The organism is Tunturiibacter gelidiferens, assembly GCF_013410115.1.
GTDB lineage: Bacteria > Acidobacteriota > Terriglobia > Terriglobales > Acidobacteriaceae > Edaphobacter > Edaphobacter gelidiferens.
In genome coordinates this window covers 594,154-614,400 of the sequence record NZ_JACCCV010000002.1, presented here as the reverse complement: position 1 = coordinate 614,400, position 20,247 = coordinate 594,154, and the positions used below count along the sequence as shown (strand labels likewise).

The 20,247-nt window shown below is 60.0% G+C and carries 15 protein-coding genes; 11 read left to right on the top strand and 4 right to left on the bottom strand.

The genetic code is table 11. The annotated features are described in order from the left end of the window. Window positions 1-43: 43 nt before the first annotated feature. Complete coding sequence (locus HDF12_RS14640; RefSeq protein ID WP_179584531.1) at window positions 44-1,282, bottom strand: NupC/NupG family nucleoside CNT transporter; 1,239 nt, start codon at window positions 1,280-1,282, stop codon at window positions 44-46. Between the two features lie 189 nt (window positions 1,283-1,471). Between HDF12_RS14640 and HDF12_RS14635 the strand changes: the two genes are divergently transcribed. Together HDF12_RS14635 and HDF12_RS14630 are read left to right on the top strand one after the other, a co-directional pair. Further along, a complete protein-coding gene (locus tag HDF12_RS14635) occupies window positions 1,472-2,629 on the top strand; it encodes a WD40/YVTN/BNR-like repeat-containing protein (RefSeq protein ID WP_179584529.1) in 1,158 nt (385 codons plus the stop codon). Next, window positions 2,626-2,922 carry a MoaD/ThiS family protein gene (locus HDF12_RS14630; RefSeq protein WP_179584527.1) on the top strand — a complete coding sequence of 99 codons (297 nt, stop codon included), beginning with the start codon at window positions 2,626-2,628 and terminating at the stop codon, window positions 2,920-2,922. The genes HDF12_RS14635 and HDF12_RS14630 overlap by 4 nt, the downstream gene beginning before the upstream one ends. Window positions 2,923-3,311: 389 nt before the next feature. Here the strand turns inward: HDF12_RS14630 and HDF12_RS14625 are convergent, their stop codons facing one another. After that, window positions 3,312-5,171: a sigma 54-interacting transcriptional regulator gene (locus HDF12_RS14625; RefSeq protein WP_179584525.1), complete on the bottom strand. Its 1,860-nt coding sequence runs from the start codon at window positions 5,169-5,171 to the stop codon at window positions 3,312-3,314. Between the two features lie 309 nt (window positions 5,172-5,480). Here HDF12_RS14625 and HDF12_RS14620 point away from each other — a divergent pair, with 309 nt between their 5' ends. Beyond that, window positions 5,481-6,140, top strand: coding sequence for an FkbM family methyltransferase (locus HDF12_RS14620; protein ID WP_179584523.1), 660 nt, complete (start codon window positions 5,481-5,483; stop codon window positions 6,138-6,140). Between the two features lie 432 nt (window positions 6,141-6,572). Continuing rightward, window positions 6,573-6,998, top strand: a complete 426-nt coding sequence (locus HDF12_RS14615) for a hypothetical protein (RefSeq protein WP_179584522.1) — start codon at window positions 6,573-6,575, stop codon at window positions 6,996-6,998. 74 nt (window positions 6,999-7,072) lie between these two features. On the opposite strand, the gene HDF12_RS14610 is transcribed toward HDF12_RS14615, so the two are convergent. Further along, window positions 7,073-8,476 carry a thymidine phosphorylase gene (locus HDF12_RS14610; RefSeq protein ID WP_179584520.1) on the bottom strand — a complete coding sequence of 468 codons (1,404 nt, stop codon included), beginning with the start codon at window positions 8,474-8,476 and terminating at the stop codon, window positions 7,073-7,075. A 28-nt stretch (window positions 8,477-8,504) separates the two neighbouring features. Then, the gene (cdd, locus tag HDF12_RS14605) at window positions 8,505-8,969 is read right to left on the bottom strand and encodes a cytidine deaminase (RefSeq protein WP_306458030.1); all 465 of its coding nucleotides are present in this window, start codon (window positions 8,967-8,969) and stop codon (window positions 8,505-8,507) included. A 47-nt stretch (window positions 8,970-9,016) separates the two neighbouring features. Here cdd and HDF12_RS14600 point away from each other — a divergent pair, with 47 nt between their 5' ends. The 7 genes from HDF12_RS14600 (at window position 9,017) to HDF12_RS14570 (ending at window position 20,028) form a co-directional block, all read left to right on the top strand. Beyond that, a complete protein-coding gene (locus tag HDF12_RS14600; protein ID WP_179584518.1) occupies window positions 9,017-11,206 on the top strand; it encodes a chemotaxis protein CheA in 2,190 nt (729 codons plus the stop codon). After that, window positions 11,203-11,736: a chemotaxis protein CheW gene (locus tag HDF12_RS14595; RefSeq protein ID WP_179584516.1), complete on the top strand. Its 534-nt coding sequence runs from the start codon at window positions 11,203-11,205 to the stop codon at window positions 11,734-11,736. The genes HDF12_RS14600 and HDF12_RS14595 overlap by 4 nt, the downstream gene beginning before the upstream one ends. Further along, window positions 11,717-12,088, top strand: coding sequence for a response regulator (locus tag HDF12_RS14590; protein ID WP_179584514.1), 372 nt, complete (start codon window positions 11,717-11,719; stop codon window positions 12,086-12,088). Before HDF12_RS14595 ends, HDF12_RS14590 begins: the two co-directional genes overlap by 20 nt. 37 nt (window positions 12,089-12,125) lie before the next feature. After that, entirely contained in the window at window positions 12,126-13,355 is a 1,230-nt protein-coding gene (locus HDF12_RS14585; RefSeq protein WP_257025676.1) for a protein-glutamate methylesterase/protein-glutamine glutaminase, read from the top strand. Next, the gene (locus HDF12_RS14580; RefSeq protein WP_179584512.1) at window positions 13,342-14,169 is read left to right on the top strand and encodes a CheR family methyltransferase; all 828 of its coding nucleotides are present in this window, start codon (window positions 13,342-13,344) and stop codon (window positions 14,167-14,169) included. The genes HDF12_RS14585 and HDF12_RS14580 overlap by 14 nt, the downstream gene beginning before the upstream one ends. A 95-nt stretch (window positions 14,170-14,264) precedes the next feature. Further along, a complete protein-coding gene (locus HDF12_RS14575) occupies window positions 14,265-19,109 on the top strand; it encodes an Lhr family ATP-dependent helicase (RefSeq protein WP_179584510.1) in 4,845 nt (1,614 codons plus the stop codon). After that, entirely contained in the window at window positions 19,102-20,028 is a 927-nt protein-coding gene (locus tag HDF12_RS14570; protein ID WP_179584508.1) for an Fpg/Nei family DNA glycosylase, read from the top strand. Before HDF12_RS14575 ends, HDF12_RS14570 begins: the two co-directional genes overlap by 8 nt. Window positions 20,029-20,247 lie beyond the last annotated feature (219 nt).

Sequence of the window (20,247 nt, the reverse complement as noted above, 5' to 3'; positions counted from 1 at the left end):
CTGAAGAGAGAATTTTACGGTGGCACCTGGGGAATGAATAGGGCTATTTGATGAGCATCGAGACGATGCTGGCGGACATGAGGTTGGCCATGGTTCCGGCGAGCATGGCGCGGAGGCCCAGCTGGGCGAGGTCGTTGCGGCGGTTGGGGACAAGGGCTCCGATGCCGCCGATCTGCATGCCGATGCTGCCTACATTGGCGAAGCCGCAGAGGGCGAAGGTGGCGATGGAGAAGGTGCGCGGGGAGAGGGTGGACTTGATGGCGCCGAGCTGGGTGAAGGCAACGAACTCGTTGATCATGGTGCGGGTGCCGAGGAGGTTGCCGATGGTGTGGGCGTCGTGCCATGGGACGCCGATGAGCCAGGCGATGGGCGCTCCGGCGACGCCGAGGATGGCGTTGAGGGAGTGGGGGAAGGGGATGTGGCCGTGTGCCCAGAGGAAGTTGGAGATGCCGAGCATGATGGCGTTGAAGAGGCCGACGAGCGCGACGAAGCTGATGAGCATGATGGCGACGTTGAAGGCGAGGCGGCCGCCGTCGATGGTGCCACGTGCGACGGCGGCGATGAAGTTTTCGTTTTTGTGTTCTTCGTTGGGCGGCATGTGGACGGTGCCGATGGTGGCGGGGACTTCGGTTTCGGGGACGAGCATCTTGGCGATGAGGATGGTGCCGGGTGCGGTCATGATGACGGCGGATAAAAGGTCTTGGGCGTTGATGCCGAAGCTGATGTAGGCGGCCATGATGCCGCCGGAGACGTGAGCCATGCCGGAGGTCATGATGACCATGAGCTCGCTACGGGTGGCGCCGGCGAGGAAGGGACGGATGGTGAGGGGGGCTTCGGTCTGGCCCATGAAGATGCTGGCGGCTACGTTGGTGGATTCGGCTCCGGAGGTTCCCATGGTGCGCTGCATGATCCAGGCGACGATGCGGATGATGTGCTGCATGAGGCCAATGTGGTACATGATCGCGAAGAAGGCGCTGACGAAGATGATGGTGGGAAGGACGGCGAAGGCGAGGACAGCGAAGGGGCGACCGGGGATGCCGAGCTGTCCGAAGACGAGGGAGGAGCCGTCGACCGAGTGGGCGAGCAGTGAGGTGATGACGTTGGAGATGTTGCGGAGGATGGCCTGGCCGGCGTTCCATTTGATGACGAGGAAGGCGAAGACGATCTGCAGGCTGAGCCCCCAAACCACAGTGCGCCAGCGGATAGCGCGGCGATTGGTGGAGAAGGCGTAGGCGAGGCCGAGGAAGGTGATGAGGCCGAGCAGACCGGTGAATCGAGACAAAGGCTTTGCTCCTACTGCGAGATGGAGGCAGTGTGATTGCTTTGGTTGAGTGTACTGGGTGGGAGGGGAGGGGCCTAGGGATTTCCTTAGCGGAGCGGGCTTGGTGGTACATTGGCGTGAACAAAAAAGGGCCGTGATCGTATTCACCAGAGGCAGGGTGTCGGTGACAGATGCTGAGAGGAGCGGACGATGAGCAAGGTGAGATTGCTGGTTGGCACGCGCAAGGGCGCTTTTGTGATGACTTCAGATGGGAAGCGGGAGAGGTGGGAGATTACGGGGCCGCACTTTGCGGGGTGGGAGATTTATCACGTGAAGGGATCGCCGGTTGATCCGAACCGTTTGTATGCGTCGCAGTCGAGTGGATGGTTTGGGCAGGTGATTCAGCGGTCGGATGATGGTGGGGCGACGTGGGTGCAGGCGGGGAACAAGTTTCTTTACGACGGGGTGCCGGGGACCCACCAGTGGTATGACGGGACGCCGCATCCGTGGGAGTTCAAGAGGGTGTGGCATCTGGAGCCTTCGCTAAGCAATGTGGATGAGGTGTACGCGGGGGTGGAGGATGCGGCGCTGTTTCGGTCGGCGGACGGGGGAGGGAGCTGGGAGGAGATGTCGGGGTTGCGTGGGCATGGTTCGGGGCCGCACTGGCAGCCGGGGGCGGGTGGCATGTGCCTACATACGATCATTCTTGATCCGAGTGATCCGGCGAGAATTTTTATTGCTATTTCGGCGGCAGGTGCATTTCGAACGGACGACGCGGGGAAGACGTGGAAGCCGATTAACCAGGGGCTGCGATCGGAGCAGATTCCTGATCCGACGGCGGAGGTCGGGCATTGTGTTCATCACATCGCGATGCATCCGTCCCGGCCTGGAGTGCTGTTTATGCAGAAGCACTGGGACGTGATGCGCAGTGACAATGCAGGCGATTCGTGGCGAGAGGTCAGCGGGAATCTGCCAACGGACTTTGGATTTGTGATTGATGTACATGCGCATGAGCCGGAGACGGTCTTTGTGGTGCCGATCAAGAGCGACTCGGAACACTTTCCGCTGGATGGGAGACTGCGGGTTTATCGGAGCAGATCGGGCGGCAATGAGTGGGAGGCGCTGACGAAGGGGCTGCCGCAGAAGGATTGTTATGTGAATGTGCTGCGCGACGCAATGGCGGTGGATTCACTGGACGAGTGCGGGGTTTACTTTGGCACGACGGGAGGGCAGGTGTATGGGTCCTCCGATGGCGGAGACAGCTGGACGCCGATTGTGCGGGATCTGCCGGCGGTGTTGTCGGTAGAGGTGCAGACCTTGGATTCGGGGTCGCAGCCCTTGTCCTCTGAGTCGCGGACGCTCGCATGATTCGTATTTTGCTGCCGGCGCATCTTCGAACTTTGGCGGGTGTGAGTGGCGAGGTGATCCTCGAGGTTGGGGGCGCGGTGACGCAGCGCTCTGTGCTGGACGCGCTAGAGGCGAAGTATCCGATGTTGTGCGGGACGATTCGGGAGCATGGAACGATGAAGCGCAGGGCGTTTCTGCGATTCTTTGCATGTGGGGAGGATCTGTCGCATGAGCCGCCGGAGGCTTTGTTGCCTGAGGCTGTGGGGAAGGGGGTTGAGCCGTTTCTGGTGATTGCTGCGGTGGCTGGCGGGTAGGTGGAGGTGGATTTGTTGGCTGGATGAACCCAGGCGATATGGAACAGGCAGCAGTGCGTGGGTTGAAAGGGACGAGCGGTTTTGGGCAGGGCGGAGTTCGTCGGGATCCTTCACGTCGTTCAGGATGACGGCGAAGAACGGACAACGGCTGTGGCAAGGGCAGCAACGGCAAAGGCAAAGGCAAATGCGGGGGTCTCTCCGCTACGCTGTTCACGATGAAACTGTGAACAGCTTCGGTCGAGATGACGATTTTTGTGGCAGGGAGAAGCTGGAACGGTTGGAGCGTTTGGGCTGGAAGGTTCGAGCGGTATGGGGTGCGTGGGATGTGTCGGGATCCTTCGCTGCGCTCAGGATGACAGCAAGGGCCTGATGACAGCAAGCGCTTGATACTAGGGTGGATCGGATTTCAGGTTGAGGTTTCGTGCGAGGCGGTGGAGATACTTGGGGTGAATGCCGAGGGTGCGTGCAGCTTCGGGATAGCTCCCTTTTGAGTCTCGAAGCGCGTTGAGGATCAGCTCTTTCTTGGACTCGTTCAGGACGTCGTGATACTTCGCCCCTACGAGTTTTGCGGACTGCTGCTCGAGGATGACGTTGGGGAGGTCTTCGGCGAGGATCTCTTCGGTGAGGCCGAGGACGAGGGCATGCTCGATAGCGTTCTCGAGTTCGCGGACATTGCCGGGCCAGCTGTAACCGAGGAGGAGGGAGCGGGCTTCGGAGGAGATGCCTTTGAAGGGCCGTTTGTTTTTTTGCGCGTACTTCGAGGCGAAGTAGAGGGAGAGCAGAGGGATGTCTTCGCAGTGTTCGCGCAGCGGCGGGACGGAGACCGAGACTACGTTGAGGCGGTAGTAGAGGTCCTGGCGAAACTCGTTGGACTTGATGGCCTGCTCGAGATTTTTGTTGGTGGCGGCGAGGACGCGGGCTTTGAAGGCGACGGAGTGTGTGCCGCCTACTCGTTCGAACTCTCTTTGCTGTAGTACTCGCAGGAGTTTGGCTTGCATTGCGGGAGCGAGTTCGCCGATCTCGTCGAGAAAGAGAGTTCCATCTTCAGCGGCTTCGAGCTTTCCCTTCCTCATGCCGAGGGCTCCGGTGTATGCGCCCTTCTCGTGACCGAAGAGTTCGCTCTCAAGGAGTGTCTCGGGGATGGCGGCGCAGTTGATGGCGACGAAGGGGCGTTCGCTTCTTGGGCTGCTTTGGTGAATGGAGCGTGCGACGACCTCTTTGCCGGTGCCGCTCTCGCCTCGAATGAGTACGGTGGAGTCGCTCTGTGCGACTCGGGAGATGAACTCGCTGACCTGACGGATCTGCCGACTTTCACCGACCAGGTTGGTGACCGGGTTGAGCTGACGTTTCAGTTTTGAGTTCTCGGAGCGCAACGCATCGAGGGCAAGAATGTTTTCGAGGGTCACCGCTGCGATGCGGGAGGCCGAGTCGAGGAAGTAGATATGGTCTTCGCCAAAGGGTGGAGCGGGATGCAGGGAGGTGAGATAGAGGACGCCGATGGTTCGTTCTATAGCGACCAGCGGCAGGCAGAGTATGTTGTTCATCTGGCCTGCGTCTGGATCGGCGTCGATGTGGACGGCGGTTCGTTCCCAGAAGGCGCGGTGAACGAGTTCTCTTTGAACTTCGATGTTCGAAGGTGCGCCGGTATGACGGTTCCAGCTGCAGATTTCGAGGGTCTCTTCTTCAAAGTCAGCGAGCAGAACGACTGCACCTTCGTCGGCTGGGACGACCTCGAAGATAAGCTGCAGAAGCTCGCGTTGCAGGAGTTGCGAGTCGCGGATGGAGTTGATGACATTGCTGATTCTGAAGAGGGCGGTGAGGTCTCGCGCCATGCGTCCGACTTCTACTCCGAAGGTTGGGAGGCCCGCGGGTGGCGCGATTGGCGTGGCTTCTGATGGTGGGCTGGAAGAAAGGTCACTCGCGCGTCTTCTGGGAGTGGCCACCGCTTCGCCTTCGTGCGTCAGGAAGACGAAGTCGGCGTTGCCGATACGGATGGTGTCTCCGTGGTCGAGGGAGCGACGCAGGATGGGCATTCCATTGACAAAGGTGCCGCTTCTGCTGTCGAGATCGACCAGTTCATATTGGCCGTTCTGGTCAACACGCTGGATGGTGCAGTGGTTCCGGGAGACGGTGGGATCGGTGAGGCATAACTGGTTTGCTTCGAGTCTGCCAACAGAGATTGGACTGTCGATCAGCTCTCGAACGGTTCCGGTCAGCGAGCCCGAGATGGCGAGGAGCCGCGGTTTCATCGGGGCCTCCGTTGATTGAAAGTGTATCTGATGCGGCCGACAAAAGACCTGTCTCTCGAATAAGTAGAAATAGCCGGCACGTTGCGTTGAGCTGGAGATCGGTGTCAGGTAAAGAGGAGCAAGAGACAGGACAGGCTCTTTAGCGAGGCAACCTTTGTCAATAAACGGAAAAAGCTCGATGCCACTTATTCAGGTGTGACAAGAAATCGCTTAACATCGCTCTTCAGCCGAAATAATGAGTACGTACCATGTAGATGGAATAAACAAGGCTCATTCTTGTTATGAAGAGGAAGAATCGAAGGGGAACGTATGTCATTACGATCCAAAGTTCGTAAGATCTTAGGGGTTCGTTCCTTCAATTCAGATGACGACCATCTGCGCATGATTCCGAATGCAGCTACCATCTTCGATGTGGGCGCTAACGTAGGTCAAACCGCAAAGAACTATCGCAGACTGTATCCACAAGCCAATATATGGTCTTTTGAACCAGCGCCAGAGCCGTTCAAGGAATTAGAGCACTGTCTCAGCTATAAGTTCACTCCTATGCGGCTTGCTCTATCAGATCTCAAAGGTAGCGCACAACTGAACATTGGTGATGAGAGCTATACAAACTCATTGCTTGTGAGAGGCAATGGCGCAAGACGAACCATCGATGTGGCGACAGATACCGTCGACAATATCTGTAGCTCTTATCGTGTCCATGAGATCGATATTCTTAAAATAGACGTAGAAGGAGCAGAGACGCGCGTGTTGAACGGAGCGGTAGAGACGTTTAGCCGCAGGGCGATCAAAGCTGTCTTTATTGAGGTGTACTTCACTCCAGCATATAGAGATATGCCGCTGTTTTCAGCTCTGGACGACCACTTGAAATCATCAGGCTTCTATCTTCATGGGTTGTATTCGTTTTTTCGAGGACACAACGAGAGGCTTAGTTTTGGTAATGCTTTGTATTTGCTGGATAAAGGCTAAGGTGCGGAGCGAAGGTGTCTGTTGATCCTCTGCTAGCTTGTCTATCGTCGCAACTTCTAACTGCAATGCCGATAGTGGTTTCATTTTGAACGGCCGATATCGATGGTGGTCTTCTAACCACCAATGAGGTATCTCGATGAGTGTGGGAACAGGCGATTTCAGGAACCGACGTGGCGGGTGGGAACCGATCGGATACCCGATGGGAACCATTCGGATACCAGCTGAACTGAGTGGGGATTGACCTGGTTGTTCGGCGAACGGGTGCGGGGACGCTATCTCATTGCAAACAGACGCGGGTTCTTAATTGGCGGGAGTTTGGCTTGGTTTGGCCATGTGGTTGCAATATATCCGGGCATAACAGGAAGCTCCGGAGAGAACGAAATCCAGAGACCAATCGGGACCTGAGAGAGGTATCTCACAAAGGAGATCGTCATGAAAAACCTTACTGCAATCGCACTCTTCGTCGCCGCCGGTATCGCCACCGCTGGTAGCGCTTTGGCCCAGGATCATAAGGTCACGGCAAACGTTCCCTTCAACTTCACGGTGAATGGTCGCACGCTCCCTGCCGGGCATTACACCATCGGCAACGACTCCAGCTCGCCCAGAACGCTTACGATTTCGGATCGAGAGAAGGGCGTTGCCGTGATGGCTATCACAGTGCCTGACTATCGCGCCTCCGCGGACAATAAGCTGGTCTTCCACCGTTACGCCGGGCAGTACTTCCTTAGTGAGATTCGCACCACGAACGAGTCGATGACATGCCACCTGCCGACGTCGAAGCAGGAGAAGTGGGCCAAGGCTCAGACGCAGGAAGCGTCCGTACGCGACAATCACGATGTTCTGATCGCGCTCAACTAGTAGTTGCATTCTTCGAGCGAGTCGGACCCGGCGACGAAAGTCTCCGGGTCTTCTTTTTTTGCGTTGGCTGTGACTCAGGAAGAGAGAGTGTTCTTCGTGATGACTTCGCGGAGGAGAGGCTGGAGTTCAGGCGGGCTCGCTGCGATGTGAATGGTTTCGCGGAGCATGCTCTCGGGTTCGTCGAGTAGTGAGATGTCTTCGCTGAAGAGGGTGACGAGGGGCTGGCCTGCTTTGATCGGGTCTCCCAGCTTGGCATGCATCTCGATACCGGCGTGGGCGCTGACGGGATCACCGGGTTTGGCGCGGCCTGCGCCGAGTCGTTGGACGGCCCAGCCTACTTGTTTGCAGTCCATGGAGGCGAGGTATCCGGAGTGGGTTGCGGTGAGGGTGCGGGAGGCAGTGGGCTGATGGTGCGCGGCGGGGTCGTGGAAGAGGGAGACGTCGCCGCACTGGATGGCTACGATTCTGAGCCAGGCTTTGAAGGCTGCGCCGCTGAGGAGGATCTCGTCGGAGAGCTTTGCTCCTTCTTCGGGGCTGTCGGCGTGGCCGGCGAGATGAAGCATCCAGCCGGCGAGAATGTTCGAGAGATGGATGAGATCGGCGGACATGGGGTGGCGGTCTTCCGTCCGTTTGGCGCGGAGGATGTCGACGCACTCCCAGACTTCGATCCAGTTGCCGGCGAAGCGGCCGAGGGGTTCGTCGTGATTGGTGAGCAAGGCGATGGTGCGGGTGCCGGAGGATTCGCCAGTCTGGACCATGAGTTTGGCGAGGAGCTTCGATTGGTCGTAAGTGGGCATGAAGGCGCCACTGCCGGTTTTGACGTCGAGGACGAGGGCGTTGAGGTCTTCGGCTAGTTTTTTGCTCATGATGCTGGCAGTGATGAGGTAGGGAGATTCGACGGTGCCGGTGTGATCGCGGAGGGCGTAGAGGATGCGGTCGGCGGGGACTAGACGCGGGGTCTGGCCGACGAGGGCGGCGCCGCACTTTTCGAGGGAGAGGAAGATCTGGTCGAGGGTGAGTTGGGTTTTGAAGCCGGGGATGGTTTCGAGCTTGTCGAGTGTGCCGCCGGTGTGACCGAGGCTGCGGCCGGAGATCATGGGGACGCAGATGCCGGGGATTCCTGACGGTGTTGGCGAGGCGAGGCCCGCGGCGGCTAGGATGGGGGCGATGAGGAGCGAGGTCTTGTCGCCGACGCCGCCGGTGGAGTGCTTGTCGACGGTGAAGGTGTGGAGGGGGGCGGCGTCGAAGGTCTCGCCGGAGTAGCGCATGGAGGAGGTGAGGGTGGCGAGTTCTTGCGCGGTGAGGCCGCGGTGGAAGACGGCCATGAGGAAGGCGGCGATCTGGGCGTCGGTGACGAGCTGTTTTTCGGGAGTGCGTTGGACGAGAGCGTGGATGAAGGCCTGGATCTGTGCGTCGGTGAGGACGCGGCCGTCACGCTTGTGGAGGACGACGTCGAGGGGATGGATGGTCTGGGTCATTGGATATGTATCAGTATGGGTTACGATTTTAGAGGAGGAAGGCCGCGGGTAAGAGCTCTGCGATGGTGGCGTGGGCGATGGAGCCGGCTTCGGCGGGGAAGAAGACGATGGTGTCGGGGGTGCTGAACTCGTAGATGGTCTGGCGGCAGGCTCCGCAGGGCTGGCTGGCGGTGGCGTTGAGGTTGGCGACGGCGATGGCGCGGATGCGGATGCCGGGGCCGCGAAGGGCGACGGCGGAGGTGATGGCGGTCTGCTCGGCGCAGGTGGTGAGGCGGTAGGAGGCGTTTTCGACGTTGCAGCCGGTTACGATAGTACCGTCGGTGAGGAGGAGGGCGGCGCCGACGCGGAAGTTGCTGTAGGGGGCGTAGGCGTGATGGGCAACGGCGGCGGCTTGCTGCTGCAGGCTGGCGATTTCTGCGGGAGTGAGCGCGTCGGCGGAGGGTTGGGAGGACATGATGTGAGTGAGGCTATCGGGTGCGGGGAGCGATAGCAAGTGGTGGGGCGCCTCATGGTTACCGCTCTGCGCCCGATATAAGGTGTGTGGACGAGCTAACCAAAGAGTTTATTGCGGAGAGCCAGGAGGGTCTGGACCGGATGGAACGGTGCCTGACCGAACTGGAGATGCGGCCTGACGATGCTGGATTGCTGGGTGAGATCTTCCGCGCCGTCCATACGATCAAAGGGACGACGGGTTTTCTGGGATTCGATCGGCTGGAGAAGCTGGCGCATGCGGGAGAGCACCTGCTGGGGTCGCTGCGGGACGGCAAGCTCGAGGTGAGCTCGGATCTGATCAGCGGGCTGCTTCGCCTGATGGATGGACTGCGCGCAATTCTGGGGCTGATCGAAGAGACCGGGAGTGAAGGGACGCGGGCAGGTGATGAAGATGGCGAGCTGATCGCGGAACTGGCGATGTTGAACGGGCAGGTGCCTGCGGAGTTGCCGGAGATCGAGGCTCCGCAGATCGCGCTGGTGGAGACGACCAAGCTAGAGGGTGCTGCGCCGGTTGCTTCGAACAGTAGCGCCCCGCCTGCTTTGCAGCCGACCGTGGTGACCGAGAAGGCGAGCGCGGATAAGACACTGCGGATTGATGTGGATGTGCTGAACCGCATGATGAACCTGGTGGGCGAGCTGGTGTTGACGCGCAACCAGATGCTGCAGAGCGGGATGGAGGCGGCAAACTTTCCTGAGCTGGCACGGCGGCTGGATAGCGTTACGGCGGATCTGCGCGAGACGGTGATGCAGGCTCGGATGCAGCCGGTAGGGAATCTGTTTGGGAAGTTTCCGCGGATGGTGCGGGATCTTGCGCGGACGTGCGGACGTGAGGTGCGGGTTGAGTTCAGCGGGCAGGAGACGGGGCTAGATAAGAGTCTTCTGGAGGCGATCAAGGATCCGCTGACCCATGCGGTGAGGAATGCGGTCGATCATGGGATCGAGTCTCCTGCGGACCGTGTGCTGGCGGGGAAGTCGGCTGAGGGGTGTCTGCGGCTGAAGGCATTTCACCAGAGTGGATCCGTAGTCATTGAGATTGAAGATGATGGCGCCGGGATTCCGATCGAGCGGGTGTTGCAGAAGGCGATCGAACGCAACCTGGTAACGGCGGAAGATGCTGCGGGGATGTCGGAGCGGGAGGCGTTGCAGCTGATCTTCCTGCCGGGATTTTCTACAGCTGCTGCGGTGACTACGGTCTCCGGGCGCGGCGTCGGCATGGATGTGGTGCGCGCCAATGTGGAGAAGGTTGGCGGGAGCGTTGAGGTGGAATCGCGCAGGGGTGTGGGGACTACGCTGCGCCTGAGGGTGCCGCTGACGCTGGCGATTGTTCCTTCGCTGGTGGTGAAGAGCGGAGGGCAGGCGTTTGCGCTGCCGCAAAGCACGCTGGTGGAGCTGGTGGACATACCGGAGCGAGAGTTTGCGCAGGTGGTGCAGCGAATTGGTTCGTCCGAACTGTACCGGCTGCGAGAGCGTCTGTTGCCAATGGTGTGGCTGGACCGGCTGCTTGGATTGGAGGCTGATAATCCGGACCAATCGAAGGGACACTACCTGGCGGTGCTTGAGGCCGAAGGTTGCAGGTACGGTCTGGTAGTTGATGACCTGATGTCTCCTGAGGAGATTGTGGTGAAGCCGCTTTCGCCGGTGCTGCGAGAGATCGGCTTGTTCTCTGGCGCGACAGTGCTGGGGAATGGAACGCTCGCTTTGATTCTGGATATCGGTGCAACTGCTGCGCGTGCAGGAGTGAAGCCAATTGAAGAGGAGGTTGCCGAGATTGGAGCGGGAGAGGCTGCGGTGCAGGAGGCCACGGGTACATCATTCCTGATCTTTGAGGATCGAGTGAGAGAGAGAACAGCGTTGCCGCTGGATGCGGTGGAGCGGATTGAAAGCGTTCCGCTGGGACAGATTGAGTATGCGGGTGGGAGGCCGTTGCTGCAGTATCGCGGCGAGCTGCTGCCGCTGAGAGATGAAGGGAATGTGCTGATGGAGATGGAGGCTGCCCGTCATGCCGGCGAGGAAACGATGGTAACGGTGCTAATTTGTGGCGATGCCAGTGTGGGAGGAGCGCAGCGGGGCGGCATGGTCGTGCGGCAGGTGCTGGATGTTTCGACCGGAACGTTGATCGATCAGGATGAGGCTAGCCAAGGGATGGGGATGGAGCTTGCCTTGGTGAAGGAGAAGCTGACGCAGGTTCATCGTGAGTTTGGCGTGAAGGCGAAGGCCGCATGGCAGGAGGTCGCGTGAGAATAGCCGGTCGGGAGAAGGTCGACGAGATTCAGGACGAGAATGATGCAGTCTCGCTTTGTTCACTGTACGCAGGTAGTGAGATGTTCGGCATCGATACAAGGAAGATACGCGAGGTGCTTGGGGAGCGGGATCTGCAGCGAGTGCCGATGTCGCCGGCGTTCATCGCGGGAGTTGTCCCTTACCGTGGCGAGGTGCTGACGACGGTGAACCTTCGAGCTCTGCTGGGGCTGGAGGCACACTCCGGTAAATGCTGCGTGCTGGTGATGGCGGACGATGAGGCTGCGGAACGGTTTGGGCTGGTGGTGGATGCGGTGGGAGGCGTGGTGACGGTGAGCCGGCGGGCGTTGGAGGCCAATCCGTGCACGCTCGAGGCCAGGGGCAAGTGGCTATTCGATGGAGCCTACAAGATGGAGGCGGGTCTTATGGTGCAGCTGGATCCGCAGAAGCTGTCGCCGTCGCGTTTGTCTGAGGTGGGATTGTTCAAAAACAGTTCGAATGGAGGTACAGATGCGAGCCCTGATCGTTGATGATTCGAGCTTTATCCGCGAGTATTTGCGGCACCTGCTGGGTCGCATGGATGTGGTGTGTGAAGAGGCGAAGGATGGGAGCGATGCGCTGGCGGTGCTTCGGGCGGAGGAGTCGTTCGACCTGATGCTGCTGGACGTCAACATGCCGGTGATGAATGGGTTGGAGTGTGTGAAGAAGCTACGCGAGGCGAAGCTGGGGCCTGAGATGAAGGTGATGATGGTGACCACCGAGGCAGATCACTCGTTTATCACGACGGCGCTGGATAATGGCGCGGACGAGTTTTTGATGAAGCCGTTTACCCCTGAGAGCCTTCGGGAGAAGATGCTTCTGCTTGGTGTGATCGCAGCTTGAAGTTGTGGGTGGAAGAGAAAGGCTGAGGAAAGCAGATATGGGACCCATGGAGGAGCGGCCGCTCCGCATTCTTGCAGCGGACGACTCGGCGGTGATGCGCGGCGTGATGTGGAAGCTGTTTCAGATGCACGCGGAGGATCGGTCGAGCGAGCTGCCGCGCATGGAGTTGTGCGGTGTTGCGTTGGACGGAGTGGATTGCCTGGAGTCGGTAAAGCGGCTGTCGCCGGATGTTCTGGTGCTGGATCTCGAGATGCCGAGGCTGAATGGGCTGGAGGTTTTGCGTCGCTTGCAGGTGGAGAGTCCGGGTCTGCCGGTGATCATGTGCAGCGCGCATACGGAACGGGGAGCGAGGTCGACGCTGGAGGCGCTGGCGTGCGGGGCCGGAGACTATGTGACCAAGCCGGCGGAGCAGCGTGACTTTGCCTCGGCGATGCTTTCGCTGTCGCAGCAACTGCTGCCGCGGATTGCTGCGCTGGCCAGAGGCGCGAAACGGAAGCAGGAGAGCGGTGTTGCGCGGGGTGGGTCGGGCAATGCACGCGAGGCTCCGGCTGGAGGGGTGCCGTCGAAGGCGTCCTCTCCGATTGAGGTGGTGGTGATTGGATTGTCTACTGGAGGGCCTTCTGCGCTGGAGCAGTTGTTGCCGAGACTGCCCGCAGATTTTCCTGTTCCTGTGTTGATCGTGCAGCATATGCCTAAGCTGTTTACGGGCGCGTTGGCAGAGCGGTTGGACAAATGCTGTTCTCTGCGAGTGAAAGAGGCCTATGAGAACGCGATGATTCGCCCTGGCACAATCTGGCTGGCGCCGGGAGATGCGCACATGGAGGTCGGCCCGGGCAACGGGTTGACGGACAGGCGGGAGGGAAGTCTCGCGGGACGGAGCAGCAGGGTTCGGCTGCATCAGCGGGAACCGTTGAATCACTGCAGGCCGGCGGTGGATTATCTTTTCTTTTCTGCGGCGCGGATGTACGGTGCATCGACGCTGGCGCTGGTGATGACGGGCATGGGCGCCGATGGGCTGGATGGAGCGCGAGCTGTTCATGAACGCGGGGGGGTGGTGTTGGCGCAGGATGAGGCAAGTTCCGCCGTGTGGGGCATGCCGGCGAAGGTGGCCGAGGCTGGTATCGCCAGTGCAACGCTTCCGCTTTCGGAGATTGCGGACGTGCTGAAGCAGAGAGTTGACGTGGGAAGATTGACGAAGATGGATATAGCACGCCATGCGGCATCGGCGATGGTGCCGCGGAGGGAGATGAACGATGGCCTGCTCTGATACGGACTACGCCTACCTTCGTGAGCTGGTGCTGGAGCAGTCGGCGAATCTGATTGATCCGTCGCGCAATGCTCTATTTGACACGAGGTTGACACCGATTGCGCGGTTGTCGGGCGCGGATAATCTCGAGGATTTTGTGAATATGTTGAAGGCGGGAAGGCCGGCTCATCTACATCGCGCGGTTGCTGAGGCGATGACGATCAACGAGACGAGCTTCTTTCGCGATATGAGGCCGTTTGAGATGCTGCGGCAGATTGTTATTCCGCGACTGATCGAACGGCGAGCGGAGACGCGGCGGCTGCGCATATGGAGCGCGGCGAGTTCGACGGGGCAAGAGGCTTACAGTCTGGCGATGATGATCTCGGAGCATTTTCCTGAGCTGGCGAGCTGGGATTTAAAGATTGTCGGCACCGATATCTCGCGGCAGGTTGTCGACTATGCCCAGAAGGGGAGATATCGTCGGCTGGAGGTGAATCGAGGTCTGCCTGCGCGGATGCTGCTGAAGTACATGACCCGGCATGGAGAAGAGTGGGAGGTTAGTCCGCAGATCCGGTCGATGTGCGAGTTTCACTATGCCAACCTGTGTGCTCCGTTGCCTTTGTTGCCGACTTTTGATTTGGTGTTGTTGAGAAATGTGCTGCTTTATTTTTCTCAGCAGGATCGAAGGGCGCTGTTCGGGGAGATTTACCGGAAGCTGTCTCCTGCCGGGTACCTGGTGTTGGGGAATGCGGAGCAGGCGGAGGATTCTACGAATCTTTTTGAGGTGGAGTTTGGGGCGGACTGCTATTTCTATAGTCCGGTGAGCGCGAGTTGAGTGGATCGATGACAGGTCTAGGACTGGACCTGAGGGCTTAGGCGCGCATCCAATAGTGTGCGGCAGTTATGCTGCCGAGAGCGCACACTTTGACCATGCCGCCAAATACTACTAAGCCTTCTAAGTCGAAGAAGAAGATCGTACCGGAGAAGACGGAGCCGTTGCTGCCTGAGAATCTCAGCGGTGAGGCGGCGCTTGCGCTGTTTCATCCGATAACGGCGAAGTGGTTTCGGGCTGTGTTTGATGCGCCGACGGCTCCGCAGGTGGAGGGCTGGCCGGTGATTGCTCGTGGAGAGTCGACGCTGATACTTGCGCCGACGGGCACGGGGAAGACGCTGACGGCGTTTCTGTGGTGTCTCGACAGATTGATGATGCGGACGGCTCTTGAGGCTGAGAGAGGGTGCAGGGTGGTGTATCTTTCGCCGCTCAAGGCGCTGGCGGCGGATGTGGAGCGCAATCTCAGGTCTCCTCTTGTGGGGATTGCCAATATGGCGAAGCGCGAAGGGGTCGCGGTGCGGATGCCGGAGATTAGTGTGCGAACGGGGGACACGTCGCAGAAGGAGCGTGCGCGGTTTCGCAAGCATCCTGGCGACATTCTGATTACTACGCCGGAGAGTCTGTATCTGTTGCTGACCTCAGAGGCGGGTGAGTCGCTGCGGGCGGTTGAGACGGTGATTGTGGATGAGATTCATGCGCTGGTTCCGAGCAAACGCGGGGCGCATATGGCGCTGTCGCTGGAGAGGCTGGAGGCGTTGACTGGGAGGAGGCTGCAGCGGATTGGGCTGTCTGCGACGCAGAGGCCGCTTGAGGAGGTGGCGCGTTTTCTTGGCGGTGCGGAGACCACTGAATATGTAGCGAAGAAAGATACAAATTTGAGCCACGCTGCGGAGGCCGACGCGGAGACTGCCAGTGTGTTGATGGAGGTGGCTGGTCGAGAGGACACGCAGGTAGATGTGGGGGCTGGTGCGGCGAGATTTCGTGCGGTGACTGTGGTGAACGCCGGTGCTCGAAAGCTGCTGGAGTTGAAGGTCGAGGTTCCAGTTGAGGATATGGCGCGGCTGGGGGAGATTCAGGAGCAGCCAAGCGGGCCTGCTTCGCAGGGGCCGAAGAGGACTTCGATCTGGCAGTCGATTCATCCGCGACTGCTGGAGATTATTCAGGGGCGGACCTCTACGCTGATCTTTGTGAATGCGCGAAGGGTGGCGGAGCGGTTGGCCGGCGCGCTGAATGAGCTTGCGGGAGAGCAGATTGCACGGGCGCACCATGGCTCGCTTGCGGCTACACAGAGGACGGAGATTGAGGAGCTGCTGAAGGCGGGAAAGATCAAGGCGCTGGTGGCTACGTCTTCTTTGGAGCTGGGGATCGACATGGGGGCGATCGATCTGGTGATTCAGATTGAGGCGCCGCCCTCTGTGGCTAGCGGGATGCAGCGGATTGGAAGAGCGGGGCACCAGGTGGGCGCGCCGTCGCATGGGATTATCTTTCCGAAGTATCGGGCTGATTTGATTGCGTGCGCGGCGGTAACGCGGGCGATGCATGAGGGCCATGTGGAGTCGACGCGATTTCTGCGGAACCCGCTGGATGTGCTGGCGCAGCAGATGGTGGCAGTGATCGCTCATCCACCGTTGAACGTCGGAGATGCGGAGCGACGGACGAAGCATAAGACGGAGGAAGAGGAGAGCCCGGGGATCAGCTACGCTGCGCTGTTTGCGCTGGTGCGAGGTGCGGCTCCGTTTGCGGGGTTGAGCCAGAGTGTCTTCGATGGAGTGCTGGATATGTTGGCGGGGCGGTATCCGTCGGATGAGTTTGCTGAGCTGCGTCCGAGGATTACGTGGGACAGGACAAGGAACTGGATTACTCCTCGGGCAGGGGTGAAGCGGATTGCGATTTTGAACGGTGGGACGATTCCTGATCGTGGGACGTATGGGGTGTTTCTGGCAGGGCAGCGATCGAAACCGGTGCGGGTGGGTGAGCTGGATGAGGAGATGGTCTTCGAGAGTCGGACGGGGGATACCTTCATCCTTGGGGCTTCGACGTGGAGGATCGACGAGATTACGCATGACCGGGTGCTGGTGACGCCGGCGCCGGGTGAGGCGGGGAAGATGCCGTTCTGGCATGGAGATCAAGCTGGGCGGCCGCTGGAGTTTGGACGAAGGATTGGGGCGCTGGTGAGGGAGTTGCGGGATGCTCCGCGGAGCGTGGCGATGGCTCGGCTGACGACGGAGCATGATCTGGAGCCGGGGGCGGCGGAGAACGTGTTGCGCTATCTGGCGGACCAGGAGTTGGCTACTGTCGTTGTTCCTGATGACCGGAATATTGTGATTGAGCGCGTCAGGGATGAGCTGGGGGATTGGCGGGTGTGCGTGCTGACTCCCTTTGGCAGTCGGGTGCATGCGCCGTGGGCGATGGCGGTGACGGCGAAACTACGCGCGGGGAACGGGCAGGAGGTGGAGACGATGTGGTCGGAGGATGGCTTTGTTTTGCGCTTTCCTGAGACCGAGGAGGCTCCCGCGATTGAACCGATTCTGCTGGAGGCGGAGGAGGCGGCTGAACTGGTGCTGCGGCAGTTGGGGTCGACGGCCCTGTTTGCAGCGAAGTTTCGCGAGAGCGCGGCGCGGGCTTTGTTGCTGCCGAGGAGGAGGGCGGATGGACGCACTCCGCTTTGGCAGCAGAGGAAGAGGGCGTATGACCTGTTGAGTGTGGCGAGCCAGTATGCTTCGTTTCCGATTGTGCTGGAGGCTTATCGCGAGTGCCTGCGGGATGTGTTCGATATGCCCGCGCTGATGGAGACGCTGCGGAATATTGACAGTCGCTCGCTGCGAGTGCATACGGTTGACTCGCGGACGCCTTCGCCATTTGCTTCGGCGTTGTTGTTCAGCTATGTGGCGAACTACATCTATGACGGGGACGCTCCGCTGGCCGAGAGACGGGCGCAGGCGCTTTCAATCGATCAGGATCAGCTGCGGGAGTTGATGGGGGATGCGGATCTTCGGGAGTTGTTGGATATTAATGCGATTGAGGAGACCGAGGAGCAGCTGCAGTGTGTCGCTGAGGGGTATCGTGCGCGGAATATGGACGGCGTGCATGATCTGCTGCTGCGGCTTGGGGATTTGACGCGGGATGAGCTGCGATCTCGATGTGTAACTGAGGAGGTTGCAGAAGCGATTGGGAAGCTGGTGCGGGCTCGTCGGGTGCTCGAGGTTCAGATTGCCGGGGAGAAGCGGTTGATTGCGGTGGAGGATGCGGCGCGGTATCGGGATGCGTTGGGTGTGCCGCTGCCGCCGGGATTGCCGGGCGCGTTTTTGCAGGAGATGCCGGATGCGCTGCTGGATTTGATGAGGAGATTTGCGCGGACCCATGGCCCTTTTACGACGCCTGAGGCTGCGGGGCGATTTGATCTGCCGGCGGAAAGCGTGGAGGCTGTGCTGCAGCGGTTAATTCAGAACGGCAAGGTGGTGGAGGGTGGGTTTCGGCCAGGAGGGATCCATCGGGAGTGGTGTGACAACGAGGTGCTGCGATCGATTCGGCGAAGGTCGCTGGCTCGGTTGCGGAAGGAGGTCGAGCCGGTGGAGCAGAGGACGCTGGCGCGGCTGTTTACGCGGTGGCAGGGTGTGGTGCAGCCGCGGCGAGGGCTGGATGCGTTGCTGGATGTGATCGAGAATCTGCAGGGAGCGCCGCTGCCGGCTTCGATTCTGGAGACGGAGATTCTGCCGGCGCGATTGGTGGGGTATAAGAGTTCGGATCTGGATACGTTGATTGCGGCGGGAGAGGTGGTGTGGGTTGGGTTCGATCCTATTGGCGAGAGAGATGGGAGGATTGGGCTTTATCTGGCGGAGAAGCTGTCTGCTCTTTGGCCGATGGCCCCGACGCTGCCGGCGGAGCGGGTGATGCGGGATCAGAAAGGCAAGGTGATTCCTGCTGCGGCGATTGCAGTGAGTAAGGAGTCTGAGATTGTGGAGTACCTGAAGGGGCATGGGGCTTCGTTCTTTCAGGATCTGCATGATGGTGTTGGCGGCGGATATCCGGGAGAGACGTTGGAGGCGCTCTGGAGTCTGGTGTGGCGAGGGATGCTGACCAACGATGGGTTGGCGGCGTTACGTGCGTACTGTGAGAGGCCTGCGGCGAGTGGTTCGAGGAAGCCGGCGCGAAGGGTGCATCAGCAGACGGGATTTCGTTCGAGAAGGACGACTCCGCCTACGGCGCAGGGACGATGGGCGTTGAATCCTGCTGCGTTTGCGAGGGACAGATCGGCTACGGAGTGGAGTCATGCGATTGCGCAGCAGCTGCTGACGCGATATGGCGTGGTGTTTCGCGAGACGGCTCATGCGGAGAATCTGCCGGGTGGGTTTTCGGCGATCTATGACGTGATGAAGGCGCTGGAGGAGAGTGGAAAGATTCGGCGAGGATATTTTGCAGCGGATCTGGGGGCGACGCAGTTTGCGCTGCCGGCTGCCGTGGATCTGCTGCGGTCGCTGCGGGTTTCGATCCAGGGCGATAAGACGGAGATGCTGCAGTTGGCGGCAACCGATCCGGCAAATCCTTATGGGGCATTGATGCGGTGGCCTGCGGCTCCCGAAGAGGGAACTTCCTTGACGCGGAGCGTTGGGGCTCGGGTGATTCTTTGCGATGGGGCGTTGGTGACTTATCTGCGGAGGGGGAATCCTAATCTGCAGGTGTTTCTGCCGGAGGAGGAGCCGCAGCGGTCGCAGGTGGCGCGGAGTCTCGCGGAGTTTCTGGTGTCACGAGTGCAGGACCAGGAGGATGCGCAGGGCAGGGGTGGAATGTTGATTGCGAGTGTGAATGGGGTCGCGGTGGCGGAGCATTGGATGGCGCGGTTTTTGCTCGATGCGGGATTTGCGGCGGGAGCCATGGGGTTCAATGTGCGGAGGGGATTGCCGCCGCTGCCGGGTATGAGGGGTGAGGTGAGGGCGAATGCCTGAAGGAGACACAATCTATCGGGCGGCGCGGGCGCTGCAGAAGGCGATTGGGGGCAAGGTGGTGACGGGGTTTGAGACTGGGCTGGCTAAGCTGGCGCGGGTGAATGACGATGCGCCGCTTGTGGGGAGAACGGTGGAGAAGGTGGAGTCGCGGGGGAAGTGGTGCCTGATTTTCTTTTCGGGTGATTTGATTCTGGTGACGCACATGTTGATGAGCGGGAGCTGGCACCTGTATCGTACTAGGGAAAAGTGGTGGATGGGGCGGGATCGGATGCGGGTGGTTGTTCGGACGGCGGAGTGGGAGGCCGTGGGATTCAATGTTCCGGTCGCGGAGTTTCATACTGCGCGGTCTTTGGAACGAAGCAGCCAAGTGCCGAAACTAGGGCCGGATGTCTTGTCGGATGAATTTACGGTGGAGGGTGGGGTTTCTCGGCTGGCTGCTTATGGAACAGAAAATCCTGATGCGGAGATTGCGGTGGTGCTGCTGAATCAGCGGGTGCTGGCGGGGCTGGGGAATGTTTATAAGAGCGAGGTGGCGTTTGCGGCGGGAGTGAATCCGTTTCGCGCGATGAGGACGATTACTTCGCGAGAGAGGGAGGTGATGGTGGAGGTGTCTCGGAGATACATGAAGGCGAATGTGGTGGATGGGTCTTCTTCTCTGGGAGGAGAGGACGGGATTGTGACTTATTCGGGGAACCGGCGGACGACGCACTCGTCGAATCGCGAGGAGAGGCTGTGGGTGTATGGACGGCAGGGGCAAGAGTGCCGGCGGTGTGGCGCGACCGTGATGATGCGGAAGCAGGGGCTGCAGGCGCGGTCTACCTATTGGTGTCCGGAGTGCCAGCCTTGGGTGGGGATGGGCGAGACGGCTGCTCCGGTGGGGAGGGTGGCTGTGGTGCGGCGGGGGAAGATTGGGTGCTAGCTGTCTGTAGTCATGACGTTTCCGAGGATCGCTGCGGAAACGAGTTACGACGGTTCGCGACTTCGCGCGAATGCCCACATCTCAAGATCGAGATATGGGGCACCCGGCTCGGTCGACGTATTGGTGTCCGGAGTGTCAGCCTTGGGTGGGGATGGGGAGTCGGCTGCTCCAGTGGGAAGGGCGAGGGCTGTGCGGCGCGGGAAGATTGGGTGCTAGATA